The 26311-nt window shown below is 66.5% G+C and carries 23 protein-coding genes; 8 read left to right on the top strand and 15 right to left on the bottom strand.

The genetic code is table 11. The features are described 5' to 3' along the window. Window positions 1–24: 24 nt before the first annotated feature. Window positions 25–2355, top strand: a complete 2331-nt coding sequence (locus G0P99_RS05025) for a calcium-binding protein (protein WP_164128294.1) — start codon at window positions 25–27, stop codon at window positions 2353–2355. 48 nt (window positions 2356–2403) lie between these two features. On the opposite strand, the gene G0P99_RS05020 is transcribed toward G0P99_RS05025, so the two are convergent. From G0P99_RS05020 to G0P99_RS05010, 3 genes are all read right to left on the bottom strand, one after another. After that, window positions 2404–5886, bottom strand: a complete 3483-nt coding sequence (locus G0P99_RS05020; RefSeq protein ID WP_164128293.1) for an Ig-like domain-containing protein — start codon at window positions 5884–5886, stop codon at window positions 2404–2406. A gap of 243 nt (window positions 5887–6129) precedes the next feature. Then, on the bottom strand, window positions 6130–6855 hold the full coding sequence (locus G0P99_RS05015; protein ID WP_164128292.1) for a hypothetical protein: 726 nt from the start codon (window positions 6853–6855) through the stop codon (window positions 6130–6132). Between the two features lie 775 nt (window positions 6856–7630). Continuing rightward, on the bottom strand, window positions 7631–8788 hold the full coding sequence (locus G0P99_RS05010; RefSeq protein ID WP_164128291.1) for an NADH:flavin oxidoreductase/NADH oxidase: 1158 nt from the start codon (window positions 8786–8788) through the stop codon (window positions 7631–7633). Between the two features lie 372 nt (window positions 8789–9160). On the opposite strand from G0P99_RS05010, the gene G0P99_RS05005 reads away from it, so the two are divergent. The 3 genes from G0P99_RS05005 to G0P99_RS04995 all read left to right on the top strand — a co-directional run bounded on the left by G0P99_RS05005 (window position 9161) and on the right by G0P99_RS04995 (window position 11635). Beyond that, a complete protein-coding gene (locus tag G0P99_RS05005) occupies window positions 9161–9613 on the top strand; it encodes a TspO/MBR family protein (RefSeq protein WP_164128290.1) in 453 nt (150 codons plus the stop codon). 13 nt (window positions 9614–9626) lie between these two features. Beyond that, window positions 9627–10184 (top strand): CIA30 family protein, encoded by a 558-nt coding sequence (locus tag G0P99_RS05000; RefSeq protein ID WP_239059684.1) that lies wholly within the window; start codon window positions 9627–9629, stop codon window positions 10182–10184. Window positions 10185–11239: 1055 nt separating this feature from the next. Then, window positions 11240–11635, top strand: a complete 396-nt coding sequence (locus tag G0P99_RS04995; protein ID WP_164128289.1) for a hypothetical protein — start codon at window positions 11240–11242, stop codon at window positions 11633–11635. A 3-nt stretch (window positions 11636–11638) separates the two neighbouring features. Here G0P99_RS04995 and G0P99_RS04990 read toward each other — a convergent pair whose 3' ends face one another. The 5 genes from G0P99_RS04990 to G0P99_RS04970 form a co-directional block, all read right to left on the bottom strand. Then, window positions 11639–12073: a helix-turn-helix domain-containing protein gene (locus tag G0P99_RS04990; protein WP_164128288.1), complete on the bottom strand. Its 435-nt coding sequence runs from the start codon at window positions 12071–12073 to the stop codon at window positions 11639–11641. Between the two features lie 64 nt (window positions 12074–12137). Beyond that, the gene (locus G0P99_RS04985; protein WP_164128287.1) at window positions 12138–13358 is read right to left on the bottom strand and encodes a type II secretion system F family protein; all 1221 of its coding nucleotides are present in this window, start codon (window positions 13356–13358) and stop codon (window positions 12138–12140) included. After that, window positions 13355–14857 carry a GspE/PulE family protein gene (locus tag G0P99_RS04980; RefSeq protein WP_164128286.1) on the bottom strand — a complete coding sequence of 501 codons (1503 nt, stop codon included), beginning with the start codon at window positions 14855–14857 and terminating at the stop codon, window positions 13355–13357. The genes G0P99_RS04985 and G0P99_RS04980 overlap by 4 nt, the downstream gene beginning before the upstream one ends. Beyond that, on the bottom strand, window positions 14796–16751 hold the full coding sequence (locus G0P99_RS04975) for a secretin N-terminal domain-containing protein (RefSeq protein WP_164128285.1): 1956 nt from the start codon (window positions 16749–16751) through the stop codon (window positions 14796–14798). The genes G0P99_RS04980 and G0P99_RS04975 overlap by 62 nt, the downstream gene beginning before the upstream one ends. Window positions 16752–16881: 130 nt before the next feature. Further along, entirely contained in the window at window positions 16882–17337 is a 456-nt protein-coding gene (locus tag G0P99_RS04970) for a general secretion pathway protein GspB (protein WP_164128284.1), read from the bottom strand. A gap of 113 nt (window positions 17338–17450) precedes the next feature. Between G0P99_RS04970 and G0P99_RS04965 the strand changes: the two genes are divergently transcribed. Beyond that, entirely contained in the window at window positions 17451–17966 is a 516-nt protein-coding gene (locus G0P99_RS04965; protein ID WP_164128283.1) for a hypothetical protein, read from the top strand. A gap of 7 nt (window positions 17967–17973) precedes the next feature. Here the strand turns inward: G0P99_RS04965 and gspM are convergent, their stop codons facing one another. From gspM to gspG, 7 genes are read right to left on the bottom strand one after another with little or no spacing between them, the layout of a single operon-like run. Beyond that, window positions 17974–18453 carry a type II secretion system protein GspM gene (gspM, locus tag G0P99_RS04960; protein WP_164128282.1) on the bottom strand — a complete coding sequence of 160 codons (480 nt, stop codon included), beginning with the start codon at window positions 18451–18453 and terminating at the stop codon, window positions 17974–17976. Next, window positions 18450–19604 carry a type II secretion system protein GspL gene (gspL, locus tag G0P99_RS04955; protein ID WP_164128281.1) on the bottom strand — a complete coding sequence of 385 codons (1155 nt, stop codon included), beginning with the start codon at window positions 19602–19604 and terminating at the stop codon, window positions 18450–18452. Before gspL ends, gspM begins: the two co-directional genes overlap by 4 nt. Further along, a complete protein-coding gene (gene gspK / locus G0P99_RS04950; RefSeq protein ID WP_164128280.1) occupies window positions 19601–20530 on the bottom strand; it encodes a type II secretion system minor pseudopilin GspK in 930 nt (309 codons plus the stop codon). The genes gspL and gspK overlap by 4 nt, the downstream gene beginning before the upstream one ends. Further along, window positions 20527–21204 (bottom strand): type II secretion system protein GspJ, encoded by a 678-nt coding sequence (locus G0P99_RS04945; protein WP_164128303.1) that lies wholly within the window; start codon window positions 21202–21204, stop codon window positions 20527–20529. The genes gspK and G0P99_RS04945 overlap by 4 nt, the downstream gene beginning before the upstream one ends. After that, window positions 21201–21578, bottom strand: coding sequence for a prepilin-type N-terminal cleavage/methylation domain-containing protein (locus G0P99_RS04940; RefSeq protein ID WP_164128279.1), 378 nt, complete (start codon window positions 21576–21578; stop codon window positions 21201–21203). The genes G0P99_RS04945 and G0P99_RS04940 overlap by 4 nt, the downstream gene beginning before the upstream one ends. Then, window positions 21563–22021, bottom strand: a complete 459-nt coding sequence (locus tag G0P99_RS04935; RefSeq protein ID WP_164128278.1) for a prepilin-type N-terminal cleavage/methylation domain-containing protein — start codon at window positions 22019–22021, stop codon at window positions 21563–21565. The genes G0P99_RS04940 and G0P99_RS04935 overlap by 16 nt, the downstream gene beginning before the upstream one ends. Next, entirely contained in the window at window positions 22006–22473 is a 468-nt protein-coding gene (gene gspG, locus G0P99_RS04930) for a type II secretion system major pseudopilin GspG (protein WP_370462712.1), read from the bottom strand. Before gspG ends, G0P99_RS04935 begins: the two co-directional genes overlap by 16 nt. Before the next feature lie 132 nt (window positions 22474–22605). Between gspG and G0P99_RS04925 the strand changes: the two genes are divergently transcribed. From G0P99_RS04925 to G0P99_RS04915, 3 genes are read left to right on the top strand one after another with little or no spacing between them, the layout of a single operon-like run. Continuing rightward, window positions 22606–23367: an A24 family peptidase gene (locus tag G0P99_RS04925; protein WP_164128277.1), complete on the top strand. Its 762-nt coding sequence runs from the start codon at window positions 22606–22608 to the stop codon at window positions 23365–23367. Window positions 23368–23426: 59 nt separating this feature from the next. Continuing rightward, a complete protein-coding gene (locus G0P99_RS04920; RefSeq protein WP_164128276.1) occupies window positions 23427–25025 on the top strand; it encodes an SEL1-like repeat protein in 1599 nt (532 codons plus the stop codon). Then, entirely contained in the window at window positions 25025–26203 is a 1179-nt protein-coding gene (locus tag G0P99_RS04915) for an SEL1-like repeat protein (protein WP_164128275.1), read from the top strand. The genes G0P99_RS04920 and G0P99_RS04915 overlap by 1 nt, the downstream gene beginning before the upstream one ends. Window positions 26204–26311: the final 108 nt, after the last annotated feature.

Below are 26311 nucleotides of genomic sequence, written 5' to 3'. Positions count from 1 at the left end.
GTGAAACGGGCGGAGGGCACGGGGGTGCTGTCTTTGCAATTCCAGGGGCTGCTCGATCTGTCCGGGCTGCCCTTCGAGGTGTCCGTCGCCGATCTCGAGGTGGTCGAGGCCGGTGGTGTGACACATGTTCTGGCGGCAACCGAGGCCGGCGGCGGGCTGGGTGTGTTCCGCCTGTCCGGCGGCACGCTTGCCCGGTTCGAGTCGATGCAATCCTACGGCCCGGGCCGGGTCGGGTCGGGTGTGGACCTGCTGACCCTGGAGACCGGCGGCGGCACCCGGGTGGTGCCGCTGGGCATCGGCCTGCCCTTGTGGATCTCGTATCAACTGACGGAAAGCCTCGGCGCAGGCCAGGCGATGCTGCCGGGCGGCAGTCCGATCGCGGCGGCGCGCACCGCGGTCGCCGGAGAATTCGGCGGCCGGACGGTGGTCGTGGCCCTGCCGGGGATCGGGGATGAGATTGCCACCCATGCGCTGGATGCCACGGGGCAGCTTGCGCCGCTCAACAGGGTGAGCGAGGCGGATGCGGGGTTTACCGCCCTGGCGCTGACCGCCGGAGGGGTCCTGCTGGCCGCCGGGACCGGCGGCGAGGGCGGCGGCAGCCTGTTCAGCTATCAGGTTGCGGGCAATGGGCGGCTGACCCTGCTCGACCGCGCGGGCGGCCCCGAGGGCCCCGGTTTTGCCACCCCGACAGCACTTGAGACCCTGCGGCTGGCCGGACAGGATTTTGCGGTGCTGGCCGCTGCCGGCAGCGCCTCGCTGAGCGTGTTCCGGGTCGGCTCCGACGGTACGCTGACCGCCACCGACCATGTGGGCGACACCCGGCTGACGCGGTTCGACGATGCCACCCGGCTGGCCAGTGCCCGCTGGGGCGACTGGCAGTTCGTGCTGGCGGCGGGCGCCGATGACGGTATCAGCCTGTTTGCGCTGCTGCCGGACGGGCGGTTGCTGCATCTCGACAGTCTCGCCGACAGCCGGGCCGCGACCCTGACCAATATCAGCGCTCTGGACGCTGTGGTGATCGGGACCGAGTTGCAGGTTTTCACCAGTTCCGGGGCCGAGCCGGGGATCAGCCAGATCCGGGCCGATCTCTCCGCGCTGGGACTGATCCTGCAAGGGAATGGCAGCGGCGCCGAACTGACCGGCAGCGATCGCAACGATGTGCTGATCTCGGGCGGCGGCGCCGATCGCCTGCGCGGCGGTGGCGGCGCGGATACCTTTGTCTTCCGTCCCGGGCGCGCCGATGCCGAGGGGCGGCTTGGCCGGGTGCTGGATTTCGATCCCGGCCGGGACCGGCTTGACCTGTCCACCCTGCCCTTTCTCTACGATATCGGGCAGGTCACCTTCGCGTCGGTCAGCACCGGTGTGATCTTGCGCTTTGGCGCTCTTTGGGTCGAACTGACCGGTGCCTCCGGGATACGTCTGACGCCCGAGATGTTCACGACCGGCATGATCCTGAATGCCCAGCACCTGCCCACCGGCAATGTCGCCGTCGAGGACGGCGGCGGCGCCGGGGAAGGCGGGGGCGGAACAGGCGGTGGTACCGGTGGTGAAACTGGCGGCGGCGGAACAGGTGGGGAAACCGGCGGCGGCGGGACCGGGGGGGAGAGCCTCTCCGGAGATCACGGCGACAACCGGTTGACCGGTGGCGCGGGCAACGACGTCCTGCAGGGCCATGGTGGCAGCGACCGCCTGGCCGGAGAAGCCGGGAACGACACGATCGACGGCGGCGACGGGTCGGACACGATCAATGGCGGCGACGGGGACGATTGCCTCATCGGGGGCAATTCCGGCGGCGACCTGCGCGACATCATCTATGCCGGAGAGGGGGACGACTGGATCACCGGTGGCCCGGGGAACGACCTGCTGTTCGGGATGGGGGGCAACGACACCATCGCGGGCGATGCCGGGGTCGACGAGATCCAGGGCCAGGACGGCGATGACGTGATCACCGGGTCGAGTTTTTCGGACCTGATCTATGGCGGCGCCGGCAATGATTTCGTCAACGGCGGTTTCGGCCACGACCGGATCAACGGCGGCTCTGGTGCCGACAAGTTCTTTCATGTCGGTGTCGAGGGGCATGGCTCGGACTGGGTGCAGGATTTCACCGCCGCCGAGGGGGACGTTCTGCTCTTTGGCAACCGCAGCGCCACGCGCGCGGATTTCCAGGTGAATTTCGCCCATACCGAGAACGCCGAGGGCGAACGGGCCGGCGACGACAGCATGCGCGAGGCGTTTGTGATCTACCGCCCCACGGGGCAGATCATCTGGGCGCTGGTCGATGGCGAGGGCGAGGGCGAGGCGGTGATCCGCCTGCAGATCGACGGCTCGCCCGAGTATTACAACCTGCTGCTCTGAGCGGGTCCGGGTCCCGGGCCGCTCCCACCGGAGCGGCCCAAGCCTGTTTCAGACAGTGAACAGGATATCGTCAAACACCATGGCGCTGCCATCATCGGTGGCGAAGCTGATCGCATAGATGTCGTCAAAGGCGCTCACATCGGTGATCGGCCCGGCAACGGTGTTGAAATCGATCTCTGTCGCCGAGGTCGAGGCGCTGACCACGAAGTCGAAACTGTCCCCCGCGACCAGTCCCACATGGACATTTTCGGTGGCGGAGTTGAACGGGTTGTCCACCCGCACCTCACCCAGGGTCCAGACGGTCATGGTCACGGTCACATTGTCGTTTTCGACCGCGTTCAGCGATAGCCCGTCGAGATCGAACCCATCGCTGCCGAGATTGGCAATCGCATTGTCCCAGAATAGCGGCAACACCGCAGCGCCATCGAGAACGGTCTGCACCAGGGGGCCGAGATCGCCGATACCAAACCTCAGGCCTGGCGCCAGCATGGTGAAGTCATTGTCCTGCACGGTCTCGAAGAGCGGATCGCCATTGCGGTCGAGAACCGGTTCGCCGGTCACCGGATCGGTCACCGGCACCCGCAGCGTGTTGAAGGTGCCGACCAGCACATTGTGGCTATCCTCCCCCGGCGTGGTCTGGCCGTTGACGAGTCCCGAGGCGCCGGTATCGCGGCCGCTGCCGCCAACCAGCTCGTTGGTCTCGATCACCGCGGCCGATCCCTGAAAGATCAGGCCTTGGTAATTCGGTACGAAGGCGTCGCCGCCAACCGGCGCGTTCAGGGTTCCCAGCGGGATGACAAAGCCCGGATCGGCGGCGAAAGATTCGAAATCCAGCACCCGGGATTCCGGCTCCGGATCGGCGGGATTGGCGAAATTGATCACGATCTGGCCAGATGTGCTGTCGGGGCCTTCGCTGACCTCGTATTGCATGCTCGCCAGCACGCTCTCGCCATCGGCAAGGCCGAAATCGGCCAGGGTGACGGTCAACTCGTTGGTGCCGCTGTCGAAACTATAGGCCACCGTGATCGGTGTGCCGGTCGCTTCGTCAAAACCGACGACCAGATCGCCGGGAGTCACCACCAGCGGGTCGGCCAGATCGCCCGGCTGGCCGTTGTCGGGATCTCCGATCAGATCGTCGAAATCGATGGTGAAGGTGGTGACGGCGGGGTCATCCACCTCCACCGTGCCCGGAGTCGGCCCCGAGGAATCGGGGGTGCCGCTCGGGTAGCCCGGCGCGCCCGGAATGTTCAGCGCGGTCGGGGCCACATTTCGGGGTGTGAGATCCGGCTCCACCCCGGTCAGGTTCAGGGTGATCACGTTGGACGCGCTCAACCCGGCGGGATCTTCGACCGTGAAACTCAGCGCCAGGTTGGCCAGTTCACCGCCCGACAGGATCAGGTCGCCGGAATCCTCGGGCACGGGTTCGCCTTCCTGGACAAAGAATTGCCTGGGGTCGATGAGGATATTGCCTTCGCTCTGGCTGAAGGCGACGTTGCTGCCGGGTACCCCCATGACCGTGCCGGTCAGCGCGGTCACAAGCAATGCATCGCCATCGGGATCGCTGGCAAAGCTGGAAATCGGGATCACGATGGTGCCGCCACCCTCGTTGGCGTCGACGCTAGGGGCATTGGCCAGCGGCGCCCGGTTTGCTGGTGGCGGCGCGTCATCGGCCCCATTGATGGTCAGCGGTACGAAACCGGTATCTGTTTCGCCGTTGCCGTCGCTGACCAGATAGCGGAACTGGGTGCTCAGGCTGTCACCTGTGTCCAGCCCGAGCGCCTCGACATTGATCCGGATGAATTCATTGTCGGCGCCGAACACCTCGAACGGGATCGGGGTGGCGCCACGGTCGATATTGATGAAGGAAAAGGTCAGGTTGTCGCCGTCCACATCCAGAACCTGATCGTCCAGCTGGATGATGTAGAACGGCCCGTCCGCCTCGTTCGCCACCTCTGGCAGGTCGAGCGAGATCGGCGGGTCGTTGACCGGGTTCACGGTGATGGCCACCTCGGCCGTATCGGTGCCGCCATTCCCGTCCGAAACGGTATAGCTGAGCGTGTCCGATCCGAAGTAGTTGGCATCCGGCGTATAGCGCAGCGAGCCGTCATTGTTTAGATCCACCGTGCCATGAAGGGCCGAGAAGGCGGAGGCCATCAGAATGTCGTTGGCATCCACGTCGGTGTCATTGGCCAGCACGTTGATATCGACGGGCGTATCCTCGTCGGTCGTGGCCACATCGTCATTGGCGACGGGGTCGTCGTTCACCCCGTCGACGGTGATGATCAGCTCGGCGCTGTCGGTGCCGCCGTTATTGTCCGACATGTCATAGTCGATCACCACCAGTGCGCTTTCACCGACCGCGAGATAGTCATAATCGGTGCCCGGGTCCCAATGGACCTGGTTGCCGGTGATCGAGACAGAGCCGAGGCCCGAAGCGATTTCAACCCTGTCGACCGTGTGGGTGTCGCTGGTATCCACGTCGGTGTCATTGGCCAGCACGTCGACGGTGACGGCGGTGTTCTCGCCGGTCGTGACCGCATCGTCATTGGCGTCGGGATCGTCGTTCACCCCGTCGACGGTGATCGTCACCGTGGCCTGATCAGTGTCGCGATTGGCATCCGTCACCTCGTAGACAAAGGTGACATCCTCGCTTTCGCCCACCGCGAGATATTCGAATTCCCCCTTCGGATCATAGCTGAAGCTGCCGTCGGGCGCGCCCGGGGTGCCTGGGTTGAAAGTCAGGATGCCCTTGACAGGTCCCGGGACCAGCGCCACCTGGTAGACCAGGTCCGGCACCACATCATTGTCCAGCACGTTGCCAAGTGGTGTATCGCCATCATCCTCGGTCAGCGAGGCGCTGTCGTCATTGGCGGTGACCGGGTCGTCCTCGGGGCTCAACTCGACTCCGTCGACAAAGACCCGCATATCCTCGAACTCGCGCGCGGTCAGTCCGAAGGCCGCAAAGTCGAACCCCTGCCCGTTGGCCTCGCCGGTCAGCGGATCGGTATTGGCCGCGACGAAATTCAGGAAGGCGGCGATATCGTTCTGGACCTCGATGCGGAACCAGTCGCTGAGCGTCATGGTCAGCGTCAGCGTGTCGATGCCGCTGCCGCCGGCGTAATAGTCCATGGCACCGGCGTTTTCGGTCAGGTCATAGATCGCCTCGTCATCGCCGCCGCCGCCGAAGACATAATCGTTGCCTGCGCCGCCATCGACCAGGTCGTCGGAACTGTCGCCGTCCCCGGGGCCGTCGGAACTGTTCCAGTAGCTCGATCCCGGCCCGTTGCCGCCGACATCGCCAAACACCACGTCATCGCCGTCGCCCCCGCGGACCGTATCGGAATCGTGATGACCGACCAGGGTATCGTTACCGTCGCCGCCGTCGATATTGTCCATACCGTGCTGACCGCGAATGATGTCATCACCGCCGAGACCGTTCAGGGTGTCGTTGCCCTCCTTGCCGTCGATATCGTCATCTAGCGCCGAGCCATCATGCGCGTCGTCACCATTGGTGCCCTTGAACTTGGCCATGAAATTTTCCCCCTCCCTTTTGGCAAGGGGAACACCCAAGCCAAAACACTCAAAGAAATTGGAAGCTAAATTACGTTTCAATCAAGGATAGCAAACTATGGGAGAATTTCATACAAATCCTGCATCCGACTGGGACGGTGCAGATTGGCTCGCAAGGTTTTCACACGCCAAGCAGAGATCTCTTCGGCTGTGATTGGCTTTCTGACGTTGGTAAGTAAACAACTGCGTCAACGATGGTCTACCTCAGGGGATCCTAGTGCGTCCCGGCGTCGTCAACACTGGCATTGATGGGGTTCGGGCAATCTCAGCTGAATCCGCCGTGAAGTGCAGCACGTAATGGCCAAGCCTCAGTTCTGAAGCGCCCATCATGCCTAGCTTGTCCCGGGCAAGGTGCTCGGCAATGACCACGTCAAGCGCCGCCCTGTCATACCCGGTCACCAAGACCAGCCAGGGCAATGGAGTGTCTGCTCCGCGCAGGGCCTGTTCTTGTGTCATTGGCGGCGGTGCGGCTGGTCGCAGCAAATGCGCACCCACAATGCCCTGCAGATCCAGTATCGGCGGCAAGACCTCGGTGGCCAGCCATTGTGAAAGGTTTGTCTCTTGCCCTGACGATGGTTGGAAGCGAAGTGCCACTGCGGCAGCAGCTAGGCCGAAACCAATGCTAAAGGGAATACTGCAGAAGCCGCGCGTCATGCCCCGGAAACGCGGCATCATATCCCGGGTCCACTCGGTAGGGTCATTGAGCCGGTCAAGATAAGGCTGCGAGGTCGCAACATCTAAACTGCTGACCTCGTAGGTCACCAGGTAGCGCGGCCCGACATCTGTCGAAATCCATCGGGTTGCACGCAAGAAGCCCGGAATAGAAAGGCGCTCGTGGAAATGTTCATAGCTATGCCAGTCATCATGATCAGCCGTGTCGCCATCGATATCATAGAACAACACCATCATGGCATCGCTGCGCAGTGACATGATTGATTTCCTTTAGGGTCGCGAGCCGAAGTTCCCGGGGAAGTTCAGCCCCTATGGCAGAGCCTGCTCGACAGAGGAAAGTTCTTCCAAGACTCGAGCAGAGCTTGATCTTCGAGCACGATCGATACACCGCATATGTTACGCTCCCTACAAGGTTATGGTCTGGACGCACACGACTTCTCTTCTCTCACGCGTGTTTCGCGTAGGTTCCTTTTACCTGGAATACGCCTGTCAGATCAGGCCCGTCTGAAGGTCAGCAGAGTCCAGCTTTGTTAGTGCCGTTGAACTGGCGATGTGTCCGGTTGTTGTCTTGCCTCAGGGGTGGCTTTGCAAACCCTTGTCGTTGTTGCAGGGGTGCTGGAATCCGTCTGATGATCATGGTTATGATGGCGCAAAAAGCGTCAAACGAAATACAAGTGATAACGCCAAGAGAGACTTGTCGGCCAAGAAAGAACGCCCAAAAAGCACCGGCAAAACCGGGTGAAAATCCGGGTTTTGATAAGGCTCTGAGATTCTCCCACAAACACGAATTTACCGCGTCAAAACCCCGTGCGGATTCGGCGTTTTTCCCACGGGGAAATGTGAGCAAGTGGGGGTGTGCGATGCTACAAGATGTGCCTTCGAAATGCTGTCGCCACGTTAAGTTTGCACTCACGCTTCACGCTTTGGGCAATACAGGCCCTGAGTTGTCAGACCCCTCTTGGGTTGCAGCATTGCGCTGGCCGTCGAAGCACGGAACAGCGGCTTGAAGCGCAATTCAAAACACCTTGATGGCTCAACTCGCGGGGCTGTCGGGATTGTAGAACTCGCAAGTCTTCTGCCGGGTGGCCAGCCACCAGCCGGACTGTTTCGGCCAGCTGGCAAAAACCGTGTCGTGGCCCAGGTCACGCGCAGCGTGAAGCGCCCACATCGGGTCCACCAGTGCCTCGCGGGCGATTGCGATGAGATCGGCCTGTCCACGCTCTAGGATCTCTTCCGCCTGTACAGGGTGCGTGATCAGACCAACGGCCATGGCGAGCATGCCGGTTTCTTTTCTGACCCGTTCGGCGTAGGGCACCTGGAAGCCCGGCTGGCGCTTGCTGCCTGCACCTGCAGTCGCCGCGCCGGAAATTCCGCTGGACGAGCAGTCCATAACGTCCACGCCAATCTCCTTGAACCGACTGGCGAGTACGACAGTATCCTCAAGCGTCCAACCATCCGGAGGCCCATCCACGGCCGACGTTCTGAAGAACAGCGGAACATCGTCGGGAAGCGTTGCGCGAACGGCCTCGGCAATCTCGCAGGCTAGCCGCATCCGGCCCTGCAGGTCGCCACCATACCTGTCGGTTCTCTTGTTGGAGAGCGGCGACAAGAAGCTGTGAAGCAGATAGCCATGGGCGCCATGGATCTCGACGATCCTGTAGCCAGCTTGAAGGGCGCGCCGGGTGGCGGCGACAAAGTCCTCCACCAGCTGCCGGATCTCCGGAATGCTAAGCGCGTGCGGGATAGGCCAGCCCTCGGCGACCGGGATCGCCGAGGGGCCCACCGGGGTCCAGGGCATGTCGCCTCGGTCGAGGTCGGACTGATCGAGTGGTCCGTTGCCGAACCATGGGCGCTGCATGCTCGATTTCCGGCCCGCATGCCCGAGCTGAATCGCTGGAATGGCGCCGTTGTGCAAAGCAAACTGGGCGACACGGGCATGACCGGGGATTTGGCTGTCGGTCCAGAGGCCGGGGCAGCCATGGGTAATCCTGCCACCCTTCTGAACCGCCGTCGCCTCGGTGAAGATGATCCCCGCACCGCCGATCGCGAACCGGCCAAGATGAACGAGGTGCCAGTCATCCAGATGACCTTCATGGGCAGAATACTGGCACATGGGAGAGATCACGACCCGGTTGCGGGTTTCAACGCCGCGCAGTTCGAGCGGACGGAAAAGGAACGGAATCTCAGACATCTTTGGCCTCTTCTGCTTTGGTCAAAGCTTTAGAGTTTATGCTTCTTTGGTGCAATCGATCCCGGATCTTGGGGTTTCGGAGCTGATGCGCGCAACCATCTGGGAAAAGGTCTCAAGCGACCGATTTGCTCTGGATTGTGGTTAGGCTTCCACCCCGACAGATCGCGTCAATAGACCCGACAGCCAGCCCGTTCTCGCCCGCTGAAGACGTGCGGCAACTTGTACCCAGCAGGTGGGTGGTTCGAACGCTTCTTCGCGATGACGCCTGACTGCACCCGGGAATGACCTAGCATTGGAGTCAAGACACTGCCAATGTTCGAGCGAACATGCGTCGACCTAAGGACAACCAATACCTCAACCGATGGAGAACAGATGTCCAAGACCCTCACGCGCATCGCCTTCGTGCTGCTGGTTGTTGGTGGCGGCATTCTCATCGGCACGCTCACCGCGCCGGGTGAGTGGTATGCTGGGCTGAACAAGCCGCCTTTCAACCCGCCCAACTGGATCTTCGCACCGGTTTGGACCCTGCTCTATCTGCTGATCGCCATGGCCGGGTGGCGGACGTGGGAAGCGGGCCACCCGGGGTCGGCGATGCGACTCTGGAGCCTGCAATTGGGTCTCAATTTCCTGTGGTCCCCAGCCTTTTTCGTGGTGCAGCAACCCTGGATCGCGTTCATCATAATCCTGGCGTTGCTCGGGGTCATCGTGATGTTCATTCGCGAGCACTGGACAGCCGACCGGGTATCGGCACTGGCCTTTGTCCCCTACGCTGCATGGGTGGCCTTCGCTGCGGCGCTGAACCTGTCGATTGCCGTGTTAAACTGATCGGAAACCGCTCTTGCTGACTCACGGAACCCTGATACTGGCCGCTTTGATCATAATTGGCTGCGGCTTTCGCGCCCATGCCGAGGACAAGATGTTCGAGGACTTCGAGACCAATCCAGCCACACGCTGGCAGTATATAGCCGACACCGTGATGGGTGGTGTCTCGAGTGGTCAGGTCTCCTTTGAAACCGACGGCACGGATTCGTTCGCGCGGCTCACCGGGACGGTCAGCACGGCAAACCGGGGCGGCTTCATCCAGTTCCGTCGACAACTGGATGACCCTGTGCCAGCGGATATCGGTGGCATCCGGCTTGTCGTGCGCGGCAATGGTGAACGCTACTTCATCCACCTGCGGACCACTGGAACCCTGTTGCCTTGGCAATTCTACCAATCGGGCTTTGAGGCGGCCAGTACCTGGACCGAGGTCCGCCTGCCGCTGTCTTCCTTCGGCGCCTCCGGCAGCTTGTTGCGTGCAACGCCCTCGGCTTCGACCCTGACCTCGGTCGGAGTTGTTGCCTATGGTCGTGACCATGAGGCTCTTCTGGACGTGCGCGAGATCGGTTTCTACTGACCGCCTTCGTCTTGTGAAGCAGGTTGTGGCGCGTAAAAACCGCGCAATCGAAAGCTTAAACCACGTTCGGTTCACACTCACGCACGCACATCACGCATTACTTTCCTGCCCCCCCTTTTGGGTAGCGAAAAGCCAGAACCCCGGCTAGCGACTGTCGTTGCGGCCCCGGATTTTCCGCTGGACAAGCAAACAATCACATTCACGCCGATCCCGATCTCTTCTGCAAGCCTCCGCTATACGAAAGAGCCCGATAGACCAATTGTCTGACCGGGATATGACCCTCGCATAGCTGTCTCGGTTCAAAAGTTGACAGCAGGCTCGTATCCAAGACTTTATGAGCAACTCTCGTGATGCAATTCACAGATCGCGCCCATCACCCATGTTAACCTCGGATCATTCAGTGGAGGTTCTCATGACCATTTCATCGTCCAAACCCGCCGGCATTATCGGTACGATTGTTCATGTAATCCAGCAGTGCGCCAAGATGCAAAGCCGTGTTGAACAGTTCCACTAGCCCCATTACCTCCCCCCGGACTCTCCGTCCGGAAACTGGTCCCGGAGATATTCCCAGGAGCTCAACTCCAGCTTCTGTCCGGGGCCTTTCTTTTGCAAAGTGGAAAAGGTCTCGGTGATGTTCGGCAGGGACTTCCTAAGGGTGTGCGGTGGTTATGATCGCATCCTCCAACCATTTCCCTTCACCGACGATACCCTGATTGCTCCGTCCCAATTCCGTCTTCTGCCGGTGGAAAACGATCGCTTCGAAAGCGAGATGAGAGCGGTCCGTTCCAAACAAGTTCCTTCGACGTATCTGTCGATCTGCCAAGCGCAAAGGGATCAATCCAGATTGGGAAAGGCTGGGTTCGCGCCTGAATAACAGCCCTTATGGAACTCCGAAGTCCTAGTAGGTCGTGCTCCGAACATATTGCGTTCCCGCCGCCCGAAGCCTGAAACCTCATGGAACCTTGGAGAGGCGGCAATAGGCGAGCAGCACCATGGATGTCTGCGCTCTGTCTAGCACGTGCTGACATGACACATGATGCAAAGGGAGTAGCCACATGTCATTGAGCCCGACAACCAAAATGCTTGCCCGAGCCATTGATAGATCCGATCTCGGCCTCACCGAAATTGCGGATAGATGCGGATTTCGACTGCCTGCCACCCTCCTCGAGATCGCACAAGGCGATATGCAGGTTCCCCTCGATCGAATCCCCGATCTTGCCCGCACACTGCAGATGGATGAACGACAGTTTCTGGTGCTTGCGATCCAGGAATATCATCCCGGTGTCTTCGAGGTCCTGGTCGAGACATTGGGCATTCATATGGAGGACGCGGAGCTTGGCGTGATAGCCATGTTCCGCATCGCCAATATCCGCGGCCAGATCGAGGTTGAAGATCCTTTCAGGAAAGCTTTGGAAGGCATGCTTGACCTGTCCAGGCTGGCAAGGGGGTGACGTTTATGTTGGGGCCCCATCACAATCCCTAAGCAGCGTGTTCGCAGTGGGAGCTGCCAGTTCCAGAAGACTTTCGAAGGCTCTCCCAAAGGGCCCAGTGACTTCGATCTCTCCGCGCAAAGCTGCCATTCGGTACATCCCGAGTATGGTTGTCTCTGCATCGGAGAGCGGCAGGCCGAGAACGTCGACGAGGACCTGGTGTACGTTCGGATGGTACTCTTCGATGGCCTGGAGAAGAAACTTCTGCTGATCCAAGTTCAAGGCAGTGGAGAGTGCCGGGATACGGTCCAGCGGAATTCGAGTTTCGCCAGATTTGAGCATTGAGATGATGTTCGAATGGTTGAAGCCAGCGTGGGCAGCGATTTCGCGCTGCGTCAGGTCGGACGCTTCAATGGCGTCACTCAGGACCTTTGCTACGAGACTGTGGTTTGCAGACATTCTTTCCTCACATACGTTGAGATTTGATGCTGCGTGATAGTTCACACTATGAGATCCTTCGCGTTCAGACCGCAACCATCGCCTGAAGGTCGAAGATCGGCAGCAGCACGGCGAGCACCACCATCAGGACGAACCCGCCCACCGCCATCATCAGGATCGGTTCGAGCAGGGCGGCGATGCGCTTGCGCTCGGTCGAGAGCGCGTTTTCCACCAGCACCGCGCTGCGCTCGGTCATCCGGGCCAGCCGGGCCGACATCTCGCCCGCCGCGATCAGCTGGCGCGCCACCGGCGGCACGAAGCTCAGCTGGTCCAGCGCCGCCGACAGGCTGTTGCCCGCGCGCACCGCCTCGGAGACCTGCGCCGCCTCCTGCCGGAAGCGCGCCGCGGTCAGCACTTCGGCGGCGCTGTCGGTGGCGTTCAGCACCGCGTGGCGGCTGGTCAGCACCAGGGCGAGCGTGCGCAGATACTGCACCGCCGCGGCCTGGCGCATCAGCCGGCCGACCAGCGGCAGGCGCAAGAGCACCGCGTCGCGCCGCGCCCGCAGCCAGCCGATCCGGGACAGGGCGATCAGCCCCGCCACCAGGGCCAGCCCCATCCCCGCGAGCAGGGGCAGATGGGTGCGCACCCAATCGGTCACATCCAGCACCAGGCGGGTCAGCGGCGGCAGCGGCCGGTCCGAGATTTCGAACATCGCCACGATCTCGGGCGCGACGCTGGTCATCAGGATGGCGCAGACCAGCAGCGACACCGCCGCGACAAAGGCAGGATAGACCAGCGCGGTCGAGATCTGCGCCCGGTCGGCGCCGGTCTCTTCCAGGTGATCGGCCAGTTCGGCAAACACCGTCGCCAGTTCCCCCGAGCGTTCGCCCGCCCGGAGCGCCGCGATGTAATATCGCGGGAAACCGGCGCCGCTATGCTCCAGCGCATCCGACAGCGGGCTGCCTTCGAGCAGCGCCACCTTGGCCCGGGCCAGCACCGCATCCATCCCCGGCGTATGGCCCGAGGCGCGCAGCGCGTCGAGCGCCGCCTCGATCGGCAGTTCGGCCCCGAGCAGCACCGCCATCTGCCGGGTCAGCACCATTTGCAGATCGGCGGTCAGCCGGCGCTGCCAGAGCCCGGCCGTGCCGCGCCGGCCGCGATCCGGGCGGGCGCGGTCGCCGATCTCGGACACGAACAGCCCCTTGCCCTTGAGCTGCTGCACCGCCTGGGTCTCGGTCTCGGCCACCACGGTGCCCCGTTTGCGGCGGCCTGCGTCGGTATAGGCGGTGTAGCTGTAGGCCTTCATGCCACGTCCCCGACCACGCGCAGGGTCTCGGCCAGGCTGGTGCGCCCGGCGGCCACCTCGGCCAGGCCCTGGCCGACCAGCGTTTCCTCGTCGCGCAGCACCAGCTGCTTGAGCGCGCTTTCCGACGCGCCCGCGTCGATCGCCTCGCGCAGGGTCTCGCCGACCTCGACCATCTCGAAGATGCCGACCCGGCCGGCATAGCCGCTGCCGTCGCAGGCCGGGCATCCCACCGGGACATGCACCCGTTCGGGCACCGTCATCCCGTGATGGCTGAAATGCGCCGCCTCGGCCGGACCGGGAACCTGCGCCTGCTTGCATTCGGGGCAGAGCCGCCGCAGCAGCCGTTGCGCGATCACCCCGCGCAGGGTGGAGGCGATCAGGAAATTGTCGAGCCCGAGATCGCGCAGGCGGATCACGGCGCCCACCGATCCGTTGGCATGCAGGGAGGAGAACACCAGATGGCCGGTCAGCGCCGCCTGGGCGGCGGTGCTGGCGGTCTCGGGGTCGCGGATCTCGCCGACCAGAATCACGTCGGGGTCCTGGCGCAGGGTGGCGCGCAGGCCGGCGGCAAAGGTCATGCCGATCTCGGCATTGATCTGCGATTGCGAGATGCCGTCGAGATCGTATTCGATCGGGTCCTCGACGGTGACGATGTTGCGCTCTTCGCGATTGGCCAGCTTGAGCAGGGAATAAAGCGTGGTGGTCTTGCCCGAGCCGGTCGGCCCGGTGGCCAGGATGATGCCGTTGGGCAGGGCCGAGAGCCGTTCCAGCAGCGCCACCTGCGCGGGCGACAGGCCCAGCTGGTCGAGCGAGCGCAGCCCCGATTGCCGGTCGAGGATCCGTAGCACGATGCGCTCGCCGTATTTGCCCGGCAGCGACGAGACCCGGGTGTCGATCAGCCGCCCGCCCAGGCGCAGCGGGATGCGCCCGTCCTGCGGCAGCCGGGTCTCGGCGATGTCGAGCCCGGCCATCACCTTGAGCCGCGAGACGATCTTGCGCACCGGCACGTCGGAACGGTCCATCGTGGTTTGCAGGAACCCGTCCACCCGCATCCGGATGCGCAGCCCGCCCTCATGCGGCTCGACATGCAGATCCGAGGCGCCGGCGCCGACCGCGCGGCGCAGCAGGGCGTTCACCAGCTGGATCACCGGGGCGTCCTCGTCCTCTTCGAGCAGGTCGCGCTGGCGCGCCGCCTGGCCGCGGTCCTCGAGATCGAACAGCAGCTCGGTCTCGCCCCCGGCCGCGTCGCGTTGATAGAGCCGGGCCAGGGCCGCCTCGAAGCCGATCTGGCTCTCCTCGACGATCTCGAGCGCCCGGCCCGCGCGCCGCCGCGCCTCGGCCAGCCCCAGCAGCGAGGCGCCCGGCCCCGCGATCAGCCGATCCTCGTCCAGCAGCACCTGCTGGTCGCGGGCAAAGGCGAAGGGCAGGCGCGCCGCGCTATTCTCCGAACCGGAGCCGGGTGGGGAGCGGCGGGAAGTTTCGGCTCTGGGCGAGGTCATCAATGAATCCGGCATCGAAAGGTTGGTTCAGATCGGCCCCGTCAAAGGGCAGCGCCTGGCTGGGCGCGCGGGGGTATCTTCCACTATCGAGCGGTTGCGCCGCAAGGCTTGCCTTGCGGGCGTCCTGCGCCGCCTTGCGGGTCAGCCGTTCGGCCTCGGCATCCGAGGCCACCACCTGTGGCCGCAGCATCACCAGCAGCACGCGCTGATCGCGCTCGGCGTTCTTGCCCTCGAAGAGGCCGCCCAGGAGCGGCAGGTTCGACAGGCCCGGCACCTTCTGGCTGACCGCGCCCGAGCCGTTTTCCAGCAGGCCGCCCAGCATCACCACATTGCCGTCGCGCACCAGCACCGTGGTCGACAGGGCGCGCCGGGCGGTGATCTCGCCGCCCGAGGCCGAGGTGGTGTTGGTCAGGTTCGAGACCTCCTGCTTGATGATCATGCGGACGGTTTCATCGGCGTTGATCTGCGGGGTGACATTGAGCGTCAGGCCCACATCCTGCCGCTCGATGGTCTGGAACGGGTTTTCCGGGTTCGACCCGCTGCCGGTCGAGGTGAAGGAGCCGGTGACGAAGGGCACGTTCTGTGCCACCACGATCTCGGCCTCCTGGTTGTTGAGCGTCATGATCGAGGGTGTCGAGAGCAGCCGGGTGCTGTTGGTGGCCGCAATCGCGGTCAGCAGGCCGACGAAGCCGTTGTCGCCATTCTGCTTGGCGCCACCGAAGATCCCCCCCGGCCCGACATCGGGCGTGGTATCGTTCAGCACGCTCGACACCAGGCTGGTCAGGCTGGGCCGGCCCTCGAGCGTGAACTGCACCCCGCCTACCACCGCGTTGTTGAGCACCGCGCCGAATTGCACCGAGAGGTCGGAGAACCCCTGTACCGACATCTCGAAGATCACTGCCTCGACCAGCACCTGCACCGGGCGGCGATCAAGATGGCGCACCATGGCGATGATATGCGGCATGGTCTCGGCGGGGGCGGTGATCAGCATCGAGTTGGTGCGCGGTTCGGGCACGATGCGGATCGCCTGGCCCTTGACGCTCTGGTCGTCGGCGAAACTGCGCAGCACCACATCGGCCAGCGTCGCGGCTTCGGCATAGTTCAGCTGCTCGACCCAGCTGTCGACGCGCCCGCCCTGGGTGTCGAGCCGGGTCGCCAGCACCCGCACCTGTTCGCGCAGGGAGGACGAGCCCGACACCACCAGCGAGTTCGAGCGCCGGTCGACGGTTACGCTCGCCCCCTGCGGGACGATGCCGAGGGACTGGATCACCTGGCTCACCTCGGCGGCATCGGCATTGTGCAGCGGCACCATGTCGACCGGGTCCGAGCGCGGCACGTCGAGCCGCTGGATCAGCTTCTCGATGCGGCGGAAATTGGTGCCCCGGTCGGACAGGATCAGCAGGTTCGCGCCCGGAACCGGGGTCAGCACTGCCTCGGAGGGCAACAGCGGGCGCACCACCTCGACGATCTCGGACAGCGGCACGTGCCGCACCGGGATCACCCGGGTCTCATAGCCGTCGGCGCCGATGATACCGGTGCCCTCGTCGTCTCCGGGGGCCAGTTCGCGGGCGACGCTCATCGGCACGATCCGGTCGGCGCCCGCGCCCTCGATCACCGCCAGCCGGTTCAGCTCCAGAACGCTGAGGAACACCTCGTAGAGCGCATCGGCGGACATTTCCTGGGGCGCCAGCACCGTCACCGTGCCGCGCACCGCCGGGTCCAGCACGAAGCTGCGCCCGGTCGCCTCGGAGACCACCTGCACGAAGCTGCGCAGATCGGCATCGCGCAGGTCGAGCGCGACCTGGGCGCGCACCGCCGATCCCGGTGCCAGCCATAGCCCGATGGCAAGGGTCAGGGCCGCAAGCGCGGCGCGAATACGTCGGAAATCGTGCATGGCCTGTACATTCTCTATATCGGCACGGCGGTATCTTTACCTGTCCGGTCCAACTGCTCGGGTCTTGTCGTTGCGGCAAGTCTATCCCATCGCGGGACAAATGGCACCAGTCTTTGTAGGCGGATCCGATTTACCCTTCGGGGGGGTCGAAACCCAGCAACACCCGCTCGCCGCCGCGGCTGAGCCAGAGCCCCTGCTCGTCGATCGCCTCGACGGTGATCCCGTCGGTCAGGGTGTCGCCGGGTTTCAGGATCACGTCTCCGGTCGGGTGGGTCAGAATGGCCCAATGCGCCGTGCCGGCGCTGACCACGCCTTTCAGCCTGTATCCCAGGCTTTCGATCGGGGGCATTGGCGGGGTCGGGGGGGCGGGCGGCTGCGGCTCGGGGGCGGCCGCGGTTCCGAACAGGGCCGGCCAGTTGCGGCTGATCGCGCCGCCCGTCGCGGGCGTGGCCTCTGTCGCGGGCATCGCCGCGGTCAGCGACAGGGCGGGCGCGGGCGGCTGCGACACACGCTGCCACAGGCGATGGCCCGTCCATCCCGCCAGCGCCAGGCAGGCCAGCATCAGCGTCAGGGCAAGGGCACGCATCAAACAGCAACCTCCGGGCAACAGGTCGAGGGCGATCTGCCGGCTCCAGATGGACGCAGCGCCCCGTTCATGTTAGCTGTAAGGAAAAGATAAGACAGGCGAAAGAGCAGGTCATGAAGGCAGGACAGTTCAAGACACCCGCGCTTGCGGGTCTTCTTTTTGTGGTGTTGATCGGCTGCGACGACGGCCAGAATGCCGGGTCGGACGGGTTCCGCCGGTCCTATACCGATGCGCGGGCCGCGCTGGAGACCGGCAAATACGACAAGGCCAACCGGATCTATGCCCGGATGATGCAGGAGGCCGGTCCGCTGCGCACGCGGATCCAGCTGGAATATGCCCACAGCCTGCTGCGCAGCGGCGCCTATGACGAGGCCGCCCAGCAGGCCCGGGCGCTGAGCCAGGGCCAGACCGGCACCGCCCGCAGTGCCGCGTTGTCGGTTCTGGGCACCGCCTATCACGAGATGGGCCTGACCGCGCTGACCGGGGGCGACCCCGCGGTGGGGCGGCAATACCTGACCCAGGCGCAGACCGCCTTTGCCGAAGTGCTGAAGAACGATCCCGAGCTCGATCCGCTGGGCGCGCTGGCCGGGCGCCAGGCCAGTATCGCGGTGCAGCTCAAGGCGCTCTGAGCGGTGCTCATCCCTGCGGCTCCAGCGTCAGGGCCGCCGCGACCAGGCCGGGGGTCGCGCCGCGCTCCAGCCGGAAGGCGGCGATGTCATAGCCCCAGCCCGGGTCCGAGCGCGACAGCCAGTTGGCCAGCCGGGTGAACTCGACCGCGTCGAAGCGCAGCTCGATGCGCCCGTCCGCCTGGCTGCCGAGCGCGCTCACCGCCGCGCGCAGACCGGCCTCGACCAGGCTCTGTTCCAGCCCGCTGATGCCCAGCGGCGGCACCGGGCCGGTTTGCCCGGCGCGGCGCAGCTGCGCCTGTTCCGCGGCGCGTTCGACCACCCAGACCCCCAGGGCCCTGACCTCGTCCCGGGCGGCCAGGGCGGCCGCGTGACGGGTCTGCATCGGGGCGATCACGGCGCTCCAGGCCAGGGCGGGCAGCGCCACCGCGACCAGCAGCGCCAGCAGTCCCCGTTCCCGGGCGCTGAGTTTCAACAGCCGTTCGATCATCCGCCCCTCTCCCCTGCTCCCGGCCTAAGCCGCAGGTCGACCCGCACCCCCTCGCCTTCGCCGCTGACCCGCAGGTCGCGCAGCTCGGCCCGGATCCCCGCCGCCTCGAGCGTTTCCGCCAGCCGGTCGGCGGCGGCGAAATCGGCCAGGCGCAGGTCGATGGCCAAGCCCTCGGTCCGGGTATAGCTCACCTGGTCGGGCCGCGCCTCGGACCGGCCCAGCACATCGGCCACCTGTCCGAACAGCAGCAGGGGCGACATCCGCCCCGAGGCCGCCTCGGCCTCGGCCTGCCGCGCGGCCAGCGCCCGCGACACCTGGACCCGGATGTCGAGGATCGGTCCCGTCGCCACGAAATATCTTCGCACCACGGTCTCGAGTTCGGCGTTCAGCGTGGCGGTTTCCCGCTCCAGCCGCCGGATCTCGACCAGCTGGTCGGCGGTCCAGACCGCCAGCGCGACCAGCGCCGCCAGCGCCGTCCAGCGCCAGGGCAGCAGCCGCCGGCGCAGCCGGTCGCGCGCGGCGCGCGGATCGGCGCGCAGATCGGCGGCCATCTCGCCATGCCCCAGCACCACGGGCGCGGCCAGGCCGAGCGCGGCCAGCCCGCCGGGATCGGTGAGCAGCGGGATGTCCCGCGCCGAGAGCATGTCCGCCAGCCAGTCGGGCGACGGCACCTCCAGCGCCAGCACCGCCCTGGGCGGGTTGTCTTCCGCCTGGGCCAGCGCCCGCCGCAGCATCAGCTCTGCCATCGCCGGGTCACAGGAGAACCCGCCATCGAGGTCCAGCCGGGCCCGCAGCCCGGTCTCGGAAAAGGCCAGCACCCAGAGGCCCGCTGTTGCCGGCAGGGTCAGGTAATCCGGCAGCATGGCCTTGGTTCCGGGCCCGGCACGGGCCCGCCACTCGGCAATCCGCGCGGCATCGGCCACCAGCGCCCGGGTCCAGTCCCCGGCGGGGCCCTTGCCCGGATAGGGGTGCATTTCGACCTTTGCCGGATCGAGCCCGAGGCCATCGCGCAGCTGGCGCCAGGCCACCTGCTCGCGCGCGGCGCCCGACACGCCCCTGGGCAGGTCGAGGGAAACCATCACCACCTCGGCTCCCGGAAGCGGGATGACCTGGCCGGGTGCCGGGGTGGGGGGCGTTGCGCGCGTCATCATGGTGTGGTCTCCAGCCGGTATGCGACCCGTGGCCCGTATGGCAGGGGCCGGCGCTCGAACACGGTAACCCGTTGCAGAACAAGCCCGTCAAGCTCAACCGCAATATCGGCGGCAAACCAGAGGGAGCCGACGGCAAGGCGCAGGTCCTCGCCTTCGGCCAGCCCGGCCTCGCCGAGAAAGGGCGCCGCCCGCTCCAGGAAGGCCTCGACCGACACGAAGGGGCGGGTGGCCCGCTCCTGCACCAGCTGGTCGAGGCCCGCCGACTTGAGGCCGGGCAGCAGGCTTTGCAGCACCAGCGGGGCGGCGGTGTTCACGTTCAGCTGGCTGTCGCTGGGCAAGGCCGCGAGATAGGGCGCGAGCCGGTTGTAATCGCGCGGCGATAGGGCCGGGATCTGGCGCAACTGGTCCACCAGCAGGACCGGCCCCCCCACGGGGGCCACCGGCGGGCGCAACCGGGCATAGGCCTGACCGCCCTGTCCCGGGCCATCCGGATGCAGGGTCCGGGCGATCCCGGCCGCCAGTTCCGGGCGCAGGTCGAGCGCTGTCAGCAGCCGCCTGAACCCCTCGAGCGCGGCCAGATCGGCGGGATTGGCGAGCCAGTTGATGTTGAACCGGCCTTGCAGGTCGTCGATCCGCCCCGTCACCTGACCACGGTCGATCTCGACCCTGTGCACCGCGCCTGCCCAGGCATCGTCGGGCCCGTCCACCGCGCCCGCCTGCTGGTCGCGGCGCAGAAGCGCCAGCGCCAGCGCCTCGAACCCGTCCAGATAGAGCCCCGCCTGGGTCGCGGTCTGCAGGCTGGCCTGGCGCAGGCGCGCGCCCTCGGCCCGGCCCAGCACAAAAACCGCCGCCGCGGCCAGAACCGCCACCAGGATCAGGGCGTTGAGCAGGACGAAGCCCGGCGATGTCCCCTGGTCCCGCCTCACCGCACCGCCTCCAGCAAGCGGACAGGCCCCCGCCCGGCGATCTCGAGCGTGACCTCGACCGCCTCGGGCAGGGTGTCGGAATAGCTGCTGGCGACCTGGGCCAGCGGCCCGTCCCGGTCGCCGGGCCCCAGTTCGGGGGCGCTGCGCGGCTGGTTGCTCTCGGTGCCCGGCAGCCAGCCCGGCCCCGGCCAGTAACTGCGCACCGACAGGCCGGTCACGCTGGACAGCCGCACCACCTCGGGGCTGGCCGCTGCCCCGGAGGCCGGGTTCGGGACCGGCCATGACCGGCGCAGCAGCTGTTGCCGGGTGGGATCGAAGCGCCATTCGACCCGGTGCAGGCCCAGGCCGTCCTCGGGCGGCAGACCGGCCTGCCCCCCGATCGAGAAGGACAGGGTCCGGCCATCGGCGGAAAGCGCCAGCGCCGAGCGCACGCCGCCGCCCGGCGGATGGAACAGCAGCGGCAGCAGCGCCGAGAGATCGTTGCGCAGCAAGGCCAGTCCGACCCCGAGATCGCCCACCTCGGCCGCCATCCCGTCCAGCCGGTCGCGCATCCGCAAGCTGCCGGTCAGCGCCTGCAACCCCATCACCGCGACCAGCGCGAAAATCGCCATGGCCGCCACCAGTTCGATCAGGGTCAGGCCGCGTTCGCCGATGTCATGTTGTGCCGGCCTCATCCTTCGGGGCCCCGTTGCGGCGGCAGGAAGGTGACCAGCGCCGCCCCCGGCCCGGCCTCGGTCCGGGCGGTGATCTCGGCGCGGATCAGGCCGCCGGCGGTGACCTCGGTGCCGACCGACAGCGTGATCTCGAGCCCGCCCACCCGCTCGCGGGCGGGCAATGCCCCCCAGCGCTCGGGCCCGTAGAGACGCATCTCCTCGGCCCGGTTGTGGGCCGCGATCTGCGCCATCAGCCGGGGCATGGCCCCGCCCAGCGACAGCCGCGCCTGGTCCATCGTCCGGGTCGCGGCGATGGCGCCGATCGCCAGGATGGCAATGGCCACCACCAGTTCCAGCAGGGTCAGCCCCCGGTCCGCCGTCACCCCGCGTCGCATCTGAGCCCCGTCCATCCGTCGCTGCGGCATTGCCGCGTGCCGAAGGAGATCACGAAGGCGCTGCTGCGGCCATCGGGCAGGAACTGGATATCCGGGGCGCCGGGGGCGGGACGTGGCCCCTCGACCAGCCAGGAGACCGGCCCTTTCCAGGCCCGGAGCCGGCCCGGTTCCGCCCAGCCCGAGGCTCGGATCAGCATCTGGCGGCTGCCCCCCGGTTCCAGCGCCAGACCGCGCCGGCGCCGTTCCAGCACGGCCAGCGCGGTGTTGTCGGCATAGCTCTGGCGAAAGGCGGCGAGGTCGGTCTCGGCGGTCCCCGCCCCCCGGCTCGCCAGCAGGCTGACGCCGGTGGCGAGGCTGGCCAGGATCGCGACCACGATCATCAGCTCGATCAGGGTGACGCCGGCATCGCCGGCTGCAGGGGGCGGTGTTACGGGGTGCCCCATGACCCGATATCCGCATCGGCGCCGGTGCCGCCCGGTGCCCCGTCCGCGCCATAGGTGAAAATGTCGAAGGCCCCGTGCACCCCGGGGGAAAGGTAGTGATAGACCTGGCCCCAGGGATCCTTGGGCAACCGGTCGATATACCCCCCGGTGGCCCAGTTCGGCGCCAGCGGCGCGGCCACGGGCGGGCTGACCAGGGCGGCCAGCCCCTGTTCGGTGGTCGGAAAGCGGAAATTGTCGAGCTTGTAGAGCTGCACCGCGCTGGAAATGGCGGCGATGTCCGATTGCGCCCGCGCCGCGCGCGCCTGATCGGGCCGGTCGATCACCCGCGGCACGATCACCAGCGCCAGCACCGACAGGATCACCACCACCACCATCAGCTCCAGCAGGGAGAAACCGCGATCGTCGGTCTCGTCACGGCGGGCTGGCGGTATCGGTCGGGGCATTGAGGTCATTGCGGGGTCCTGTGCTGCCGTCATGGTAAAAACATTTGCTGCAAAAGTGGATAGCTGTTTTCAGTAGGGTCCGCGATCCACTATCGCAGGCGAAGACTAAAAACCATCCTGCGCCCGCATCGAAGAGGCCTCATGCCCGACCCCGGCCCGATATCCCTGCTGCTTTTGCTGATCAGCCCGGCGGTGGGGTCCTTTCTGGGGGTGCTGGCCGACCGGCTGCCGCGCGGTGAAAGCGTGATCCATCCCCGGTCGGCCTGCCGCGGCTGCGCCCAGGGATTGCGCCCGGCCGAGCTGGTGCCTGTGCTGTCCTACCTGTGGCAGGGGGGGCGCTGCCGGCGCTGTGGCACCCGCATCGCGCCCTGGCATCTGTGGATCGAACTGGCCGCCATCGGCCTGGCCGGGCTGGTGGTGGCGACCGGGGTGCCGCCGGTGCAGATGCTGCTGGGCGCGGTGCTGCTCTGGAGCCTGCTGGCGCTGGCGCTGAGCGACATCCTGTGGCTGCGCCTGCCCGATCCGCTGACCGGCACGGTACTGGTGGTGGCGCTGGCGCAGGCGCTGCTGCCTGGGGCCGCGCCCGGCCCCGGCGGCGCCCTTGCCGGGGCGGGACTGGGCGCGGGCAGTTTCTGGCTGATCCGGCGGGGCTATCGGGCGGTGCGCGGGCGCGAGGGGCTGGGGCTGGGAGATGTCAAGCTGATGGCCGGGCTGGGGGCGCTGAGCGGGCCGCTCCTGCTGCCGCATCTGGTGTTGCTGGCGGCCATCGGCGCGCTGGCGGTGGCCGGGCTGCAACGCTTGCGCGACAGCCGCGCCCTGGACCCCGCGCGGGCGCTGCCTTTTGGCGCCGCGCTGGCGGCCGCGGGCATGGCGCTCTGGTTCTGGCTGCAGTTGATCAATTGATTTCACCCCGCACTCCACCCTAAGCTGGCCAAACCCTTGTTAGTCAAAGACACATCTGTATGCCCTTTCCCCACCGACTTGCCCTTTCCCGCCTTCCGGTCCTGTGCCTTGCCGTGCTGATGGCCGCGTCTCCCGTGCCCGGACAGGAGACACAGGCCCCATCTGCCTCCGACATGACCGCCCCCGACATGGCCGCCATCGAACAGGCCTGGAAGCGCGGCGATTATGTCACCGTGCGCGAGGGGCTGGAGCGGCTGGCTCGGGAAGACGCCACGCCCCTGGCGCAATACCGCTACGGCCGGGTGCTTTACGAGGGGCGCGGCGGGCCGCGCGACATCGCCGGGGCGATCGACTGGCTGGGCCGGGCGGTCGAACAGGACCATCTGGAGGCCGCGACCCTGCTGGCGCGGATCCTGCTGACCGGCACCAGCCTGGGGATCGAACGCGATCCGGTGCGCGCCGGGCAGCTGCTGGCCGCCGCCGCCGCCCGCGGCGACCGCGAGGCGCAGTATTACATGGGCCTGCTGACCAGCGCCGGTGACGGGGTGGCCAAGGACGAGGCGGCCGCCGTGAACTGGTTCCTGGCGGCGGCGGAAAAGGAGCATGTCGAGGCGCAATATGAGCTCAGCCGCGCCTATTCCAAGGGTGCGGGCGTGGCCGCGAACCCGGAGAAAACGCTGCTCTGGCTGACCCGCGCCGCCGAGAACGGCCATGCCGAGGCGCAGTTCTATCTGGCCAATGCTCATGACACCGGTCAGGGCGCGGCCCGCTCCGCCGGTGAGGCGCTGCGCTGGTACCGGCGCGCCGCCGAACAGGGGCACATCCTGGCGCAGCGCATGCTGGGCACCAAGTACATGCAGGGCGAAGAGGTGACCCAGGACATCGGCGAGGCGCTGCGCTGGCTGGAGCCCGCCGCGCAGGCGGGCGAGCCGGGGGCGATGACCAATCTGGGCTATATATACGCCACCGGCGCCGGCGGCGTGCCGGTGGACGATGCCAGGGCGCTCGCCTGGTACGAGCGGGCCGCCGATGCCGGCATCGGCCGGGCGATGCTGGTGCTCGGCCGGTTCCACGAGACCGGCCGGGGCACGCCGCAGGATATGGGCCGTGCCATGGGATTCTACCGCCAGGCCCTGGCCGCGGGCGAGGCGCAGGCCGCCGGGCAGCTGGCCAGGCTGCAACTGGACGGAAAGCTGGACGGGCTGGCCGCGCCGCACGAGGCGGTGACCTGGATGGCGCAGGCCCTGCGCGGCGGCGACAGCCGGGCGGAAACCTGGCTTGTCGCGCAGGCCGAGGAGGGGGTGCGCCCGGCCCGGACCGCGCTGGCGCTGGCCTGGCTGGAGCGGGGCGACCGGACAGAGGAGGCCGCCGCCTGGCTGGAGCGCGCGGCGCAGGACGGCGACGCCCGGGCCCAGGCGGAGCTTGGCAAGCTTCATGTCACCGGGACCGGTGTTCCACTGGATTACGAGGCCGCCCATGCCTGGCTGAACCTCGCCGCCGCCGCCGGGCTGGGCGCAGCGGCGGAGCAGCGCGACACGGTCGCCAAGCTGATGACGCCCGAGCAGATCGCCGCCGCCCAGGCCCGGGCGCGGACCCTGTTCGAGGCCGTCGAAGCGCGGGCTCCGGCCACGCAGCAGACCGTGCGGGACGAGAACTGATGCGCCCGTCTCTGCCGTTCCGGGCGGCGATCCTGGCCGCCGGGCTTGCCGCCGGCCCGGCCGTGGCGCAAGACGCGGGCACCGCGCGCGCCCCGGAGGAGATGTTCGCCCAGGCCGAACGGTATCACGAGGGCCTCGGCGTGCTGCAGAATTTCGGCCGCGCCGCCGAACTCTATCGCGCGGCCGCCGAGGCCGGGTACGCGGACGCCCAGAACCGGCTGGGGCAGTATCTGCACACCGGGCTTGGCCTGCCCGCCGACCGGGCCCAGGCGATCGTCTGGCTGGAAAAGGCCGCAGCGCAGGGGGATCCGCAGCATGTCTTTGACCTGGCCCGGGTGCTGGAACAGGGCGACCCGGACGCGCAGGCGCGGGCCGCGACGCTCTATGCCCAGGCCGCCGAGGCCGGGCACCAGGAGGCCATGGTCAGCCTGGGGGTGATGTACCAGAACGGCACCGGCGTGGCCCAGGACTATGCACGGGCCCTCGACCTTTACAGGGGCCCCGCGGCGGCGGGAAATGCCCGGGCGCAGAACAATCTGGGGCTCTTGTATGTGCGCGCGCACGGAGTGGCGCAGGATTACCCGCGGGCGGTCTCGCTGTTCCGGGCCGCGGCCGAACAGGGGCTGCCGACCGCGATGACCAACCTGAGTGTCATGTATGCCAACGGGTTCGGCATCGAGCAAAGCGACGCGCTGGCCGAATTCTGGGCCCGCCAGGCCAGCCAGGTCCGGCAGGACGCGGTCTCGGCCCTGGCGCCCGGCGCGCCGGTCTGCCTGTTTGATCCGCGGCTGCAAGAGCCCGCGACCGATAGCGCGGGCCTGGACGCGCTGAGTCGGGGCGCCGAAGGCGGTGACCCGGTGGCGCTCTTTCTTGCCGGGTGGCTGGCCTGCAGCCCGCCCGGGACGATTGCGTCGGATCCACGCCGGGCCGCCCGGCTGTTCCGGGCCGCCGCCGCGCGCGGTTCCGGGCCCGCGATGCTGAATCTGGCCCGCCTGTATATCCGGGGATACGGCGTGCCGCAGGATTTCGTGCTGGGATACATGTGGCTGACCCTCGCCGGTTCCGCGGGCATCCCGGCCTCCCATGCGGAGGATCTGCTGGGGCGCATGACCCCGGCGCAGGTCAACGAGGCGCAGGAGCGCGCCGCCGCGATCTGGCAGCGGATGCCGCCGCTGTGATCGGCCGCCGGGACTGTTTCGCACCGGTTGACGGAAATTTCTCATTAATTTTCTTAAACATGTATCGCCTCTGGTGTACACTTGCGTGACCTGACGGCACCCGGAATG

This window comes from Ruegeria sp. PrR005, from assembly GCF_010500245.1.
Taxonomy (GTDB): Bacteria; Pseudomonadota; Alphaproteobacteria; order Rhodobacterales; family Rhodobacteraceae; genus Ruegeria_B; species Ruegeria_B marisflavi.
Note: the sequence above shows the minus strand (reverse complement) of the source record. Positions and strands in the feature narration are given on the sequence as shown.

Coding starts and splice junctions, on each gene's coding strand:
- G0P99_RS05020 (WP_164128293.1), bottom strand. CDS start 5,886: ATGGCCAAGTTCAAGGGCACCAATGGTGACGACGCGCATGATGGCTCG.
- G0P99_RS05015 (WP_164128292.1), bottom strand. CDS start 6,855: ATGTCACTGCGCAGCGATGCCATGATGGTGTTGTTCTATGATATCGAT.
- G0P99_RS05010 (WP_164128291.1), bottom strand. CDS start 8,788: ATGTCTGAGATTCCGTTCCTTTTCCGTCCGCTCGAACTGCGCGGCGTT.
- G0P99_RS05005 (WP_164128290.1), top strand. CDS start 9,161: ATGTCCAAGACCCTCACGCGCATCGCCTTCGTGCTGCTGGTTGTTGGT.
- G0P99_RS04995 (WP_164128289.1), top strand. CDS start 11,240: ATGTCATTGAGCCCGACAACCAAAATGCTTGCCCGAGCCATTGATAGA.
- G0P99_RS04990 (WP_164128288.1), bottom strand. CDS start 12,073: ATGTCTGCAAACCACAGTCTCGTAGCAAAGGTCCTGAGTGACGCCATT.
- G0P99_RS04985 (WP_164128287.1), bottom strand. CDS start 13,358: ATGAAGGCCTACAGCTACACCGCCTATACCGACGCAGGCCGCCGCAAA.
- G0P99_RS04980 (WP_164128286.1), bottom strand. CDS start 14,857: ATGACCTCGCCCAGAGCCGAAACTTCCCGCCGCTCCCCACCCGGCTCC.
- G0P99_RS04975 (WP_164128285.1), bottom strand. CDS start 16,751: ATGCACGATTTCCGACGTATTCGCGCCGCGCTTGCGGCCCTGACCCTT.
- G0P99_RS04970 (WP_164128284.1), bottom strand. CDS start 17,337: ATGCGTGCCCTTGCCCTGACGCTGATGCTGGCCTGCCTGGCGCTGGCG.
- G0P99_RS04965 (WP_164128283.1), top strand. CDS start 17,451: ATGAAGGCAGGACAGTTCAAGACACCCGCGCTTGCGGGTCTTCTTTTT.
- gspM (WP_164128282.1), bottom strand. CDS start 18,453: ATGATCGAACGGCTGTTGAAACTCAGCGCCCGGGAACGGGGACTGCTG.
- gspL (WP_164128281.1), bottom strand. CDS start 19,604: ATGATGACGCGCGCAACGCCCCCCACCCCGGCACCCGGCCAGGTCATC.
- G0P99_RS04945 (WP_164128303.1), bottom strand. CDS start 21,204: ATGAGGCCGGCACAACATGACATCGGCGAACGCGGCCTGACCCTGATC.
- G0P99_RS04940 (WP_164128279.1), bottom strand. CDS start 21,578: ATGCGACGCGGGGTGACGGCGGACCGGGGGCTGACCCTGCTGGAACTG.
- G0P99_RS04935 (WP_164128278.1), bottom strand. CDS start 22,021: ATGGGGCACCCCGTAACACCGCCCCCTGCAGCCGGCGATGCCGGCGTC.
- gspG (WP_370462712.1), bottom strand. CDS start 22,473: ATGACCTCAATGCCCCGACCGATACCGCCAGCCCGCCGTGACGAGACC.
- G0P99_RS04925 (WP_164128277.1), top strand. CDS start 22,606: ATGCCCGACCCCGGCCCGATATCCCTGCTGCTTTTGCTGATCAGCCCG.
- G0P99_RS04920 (WP_164128276.1), top strand. CDS start 23,427: ATGCCCTTTCCCCACCGACTTGCCCTTTCCCGCCTTCCGGTCCTGTGC.
- G0P99_RS04915 (WP_164128275.1), top strand. CDS start 25,025: ATGCGCCCGTCTCTGCCGTTCCGGGCGGCGATCCTGGCCGCCGGGCTT.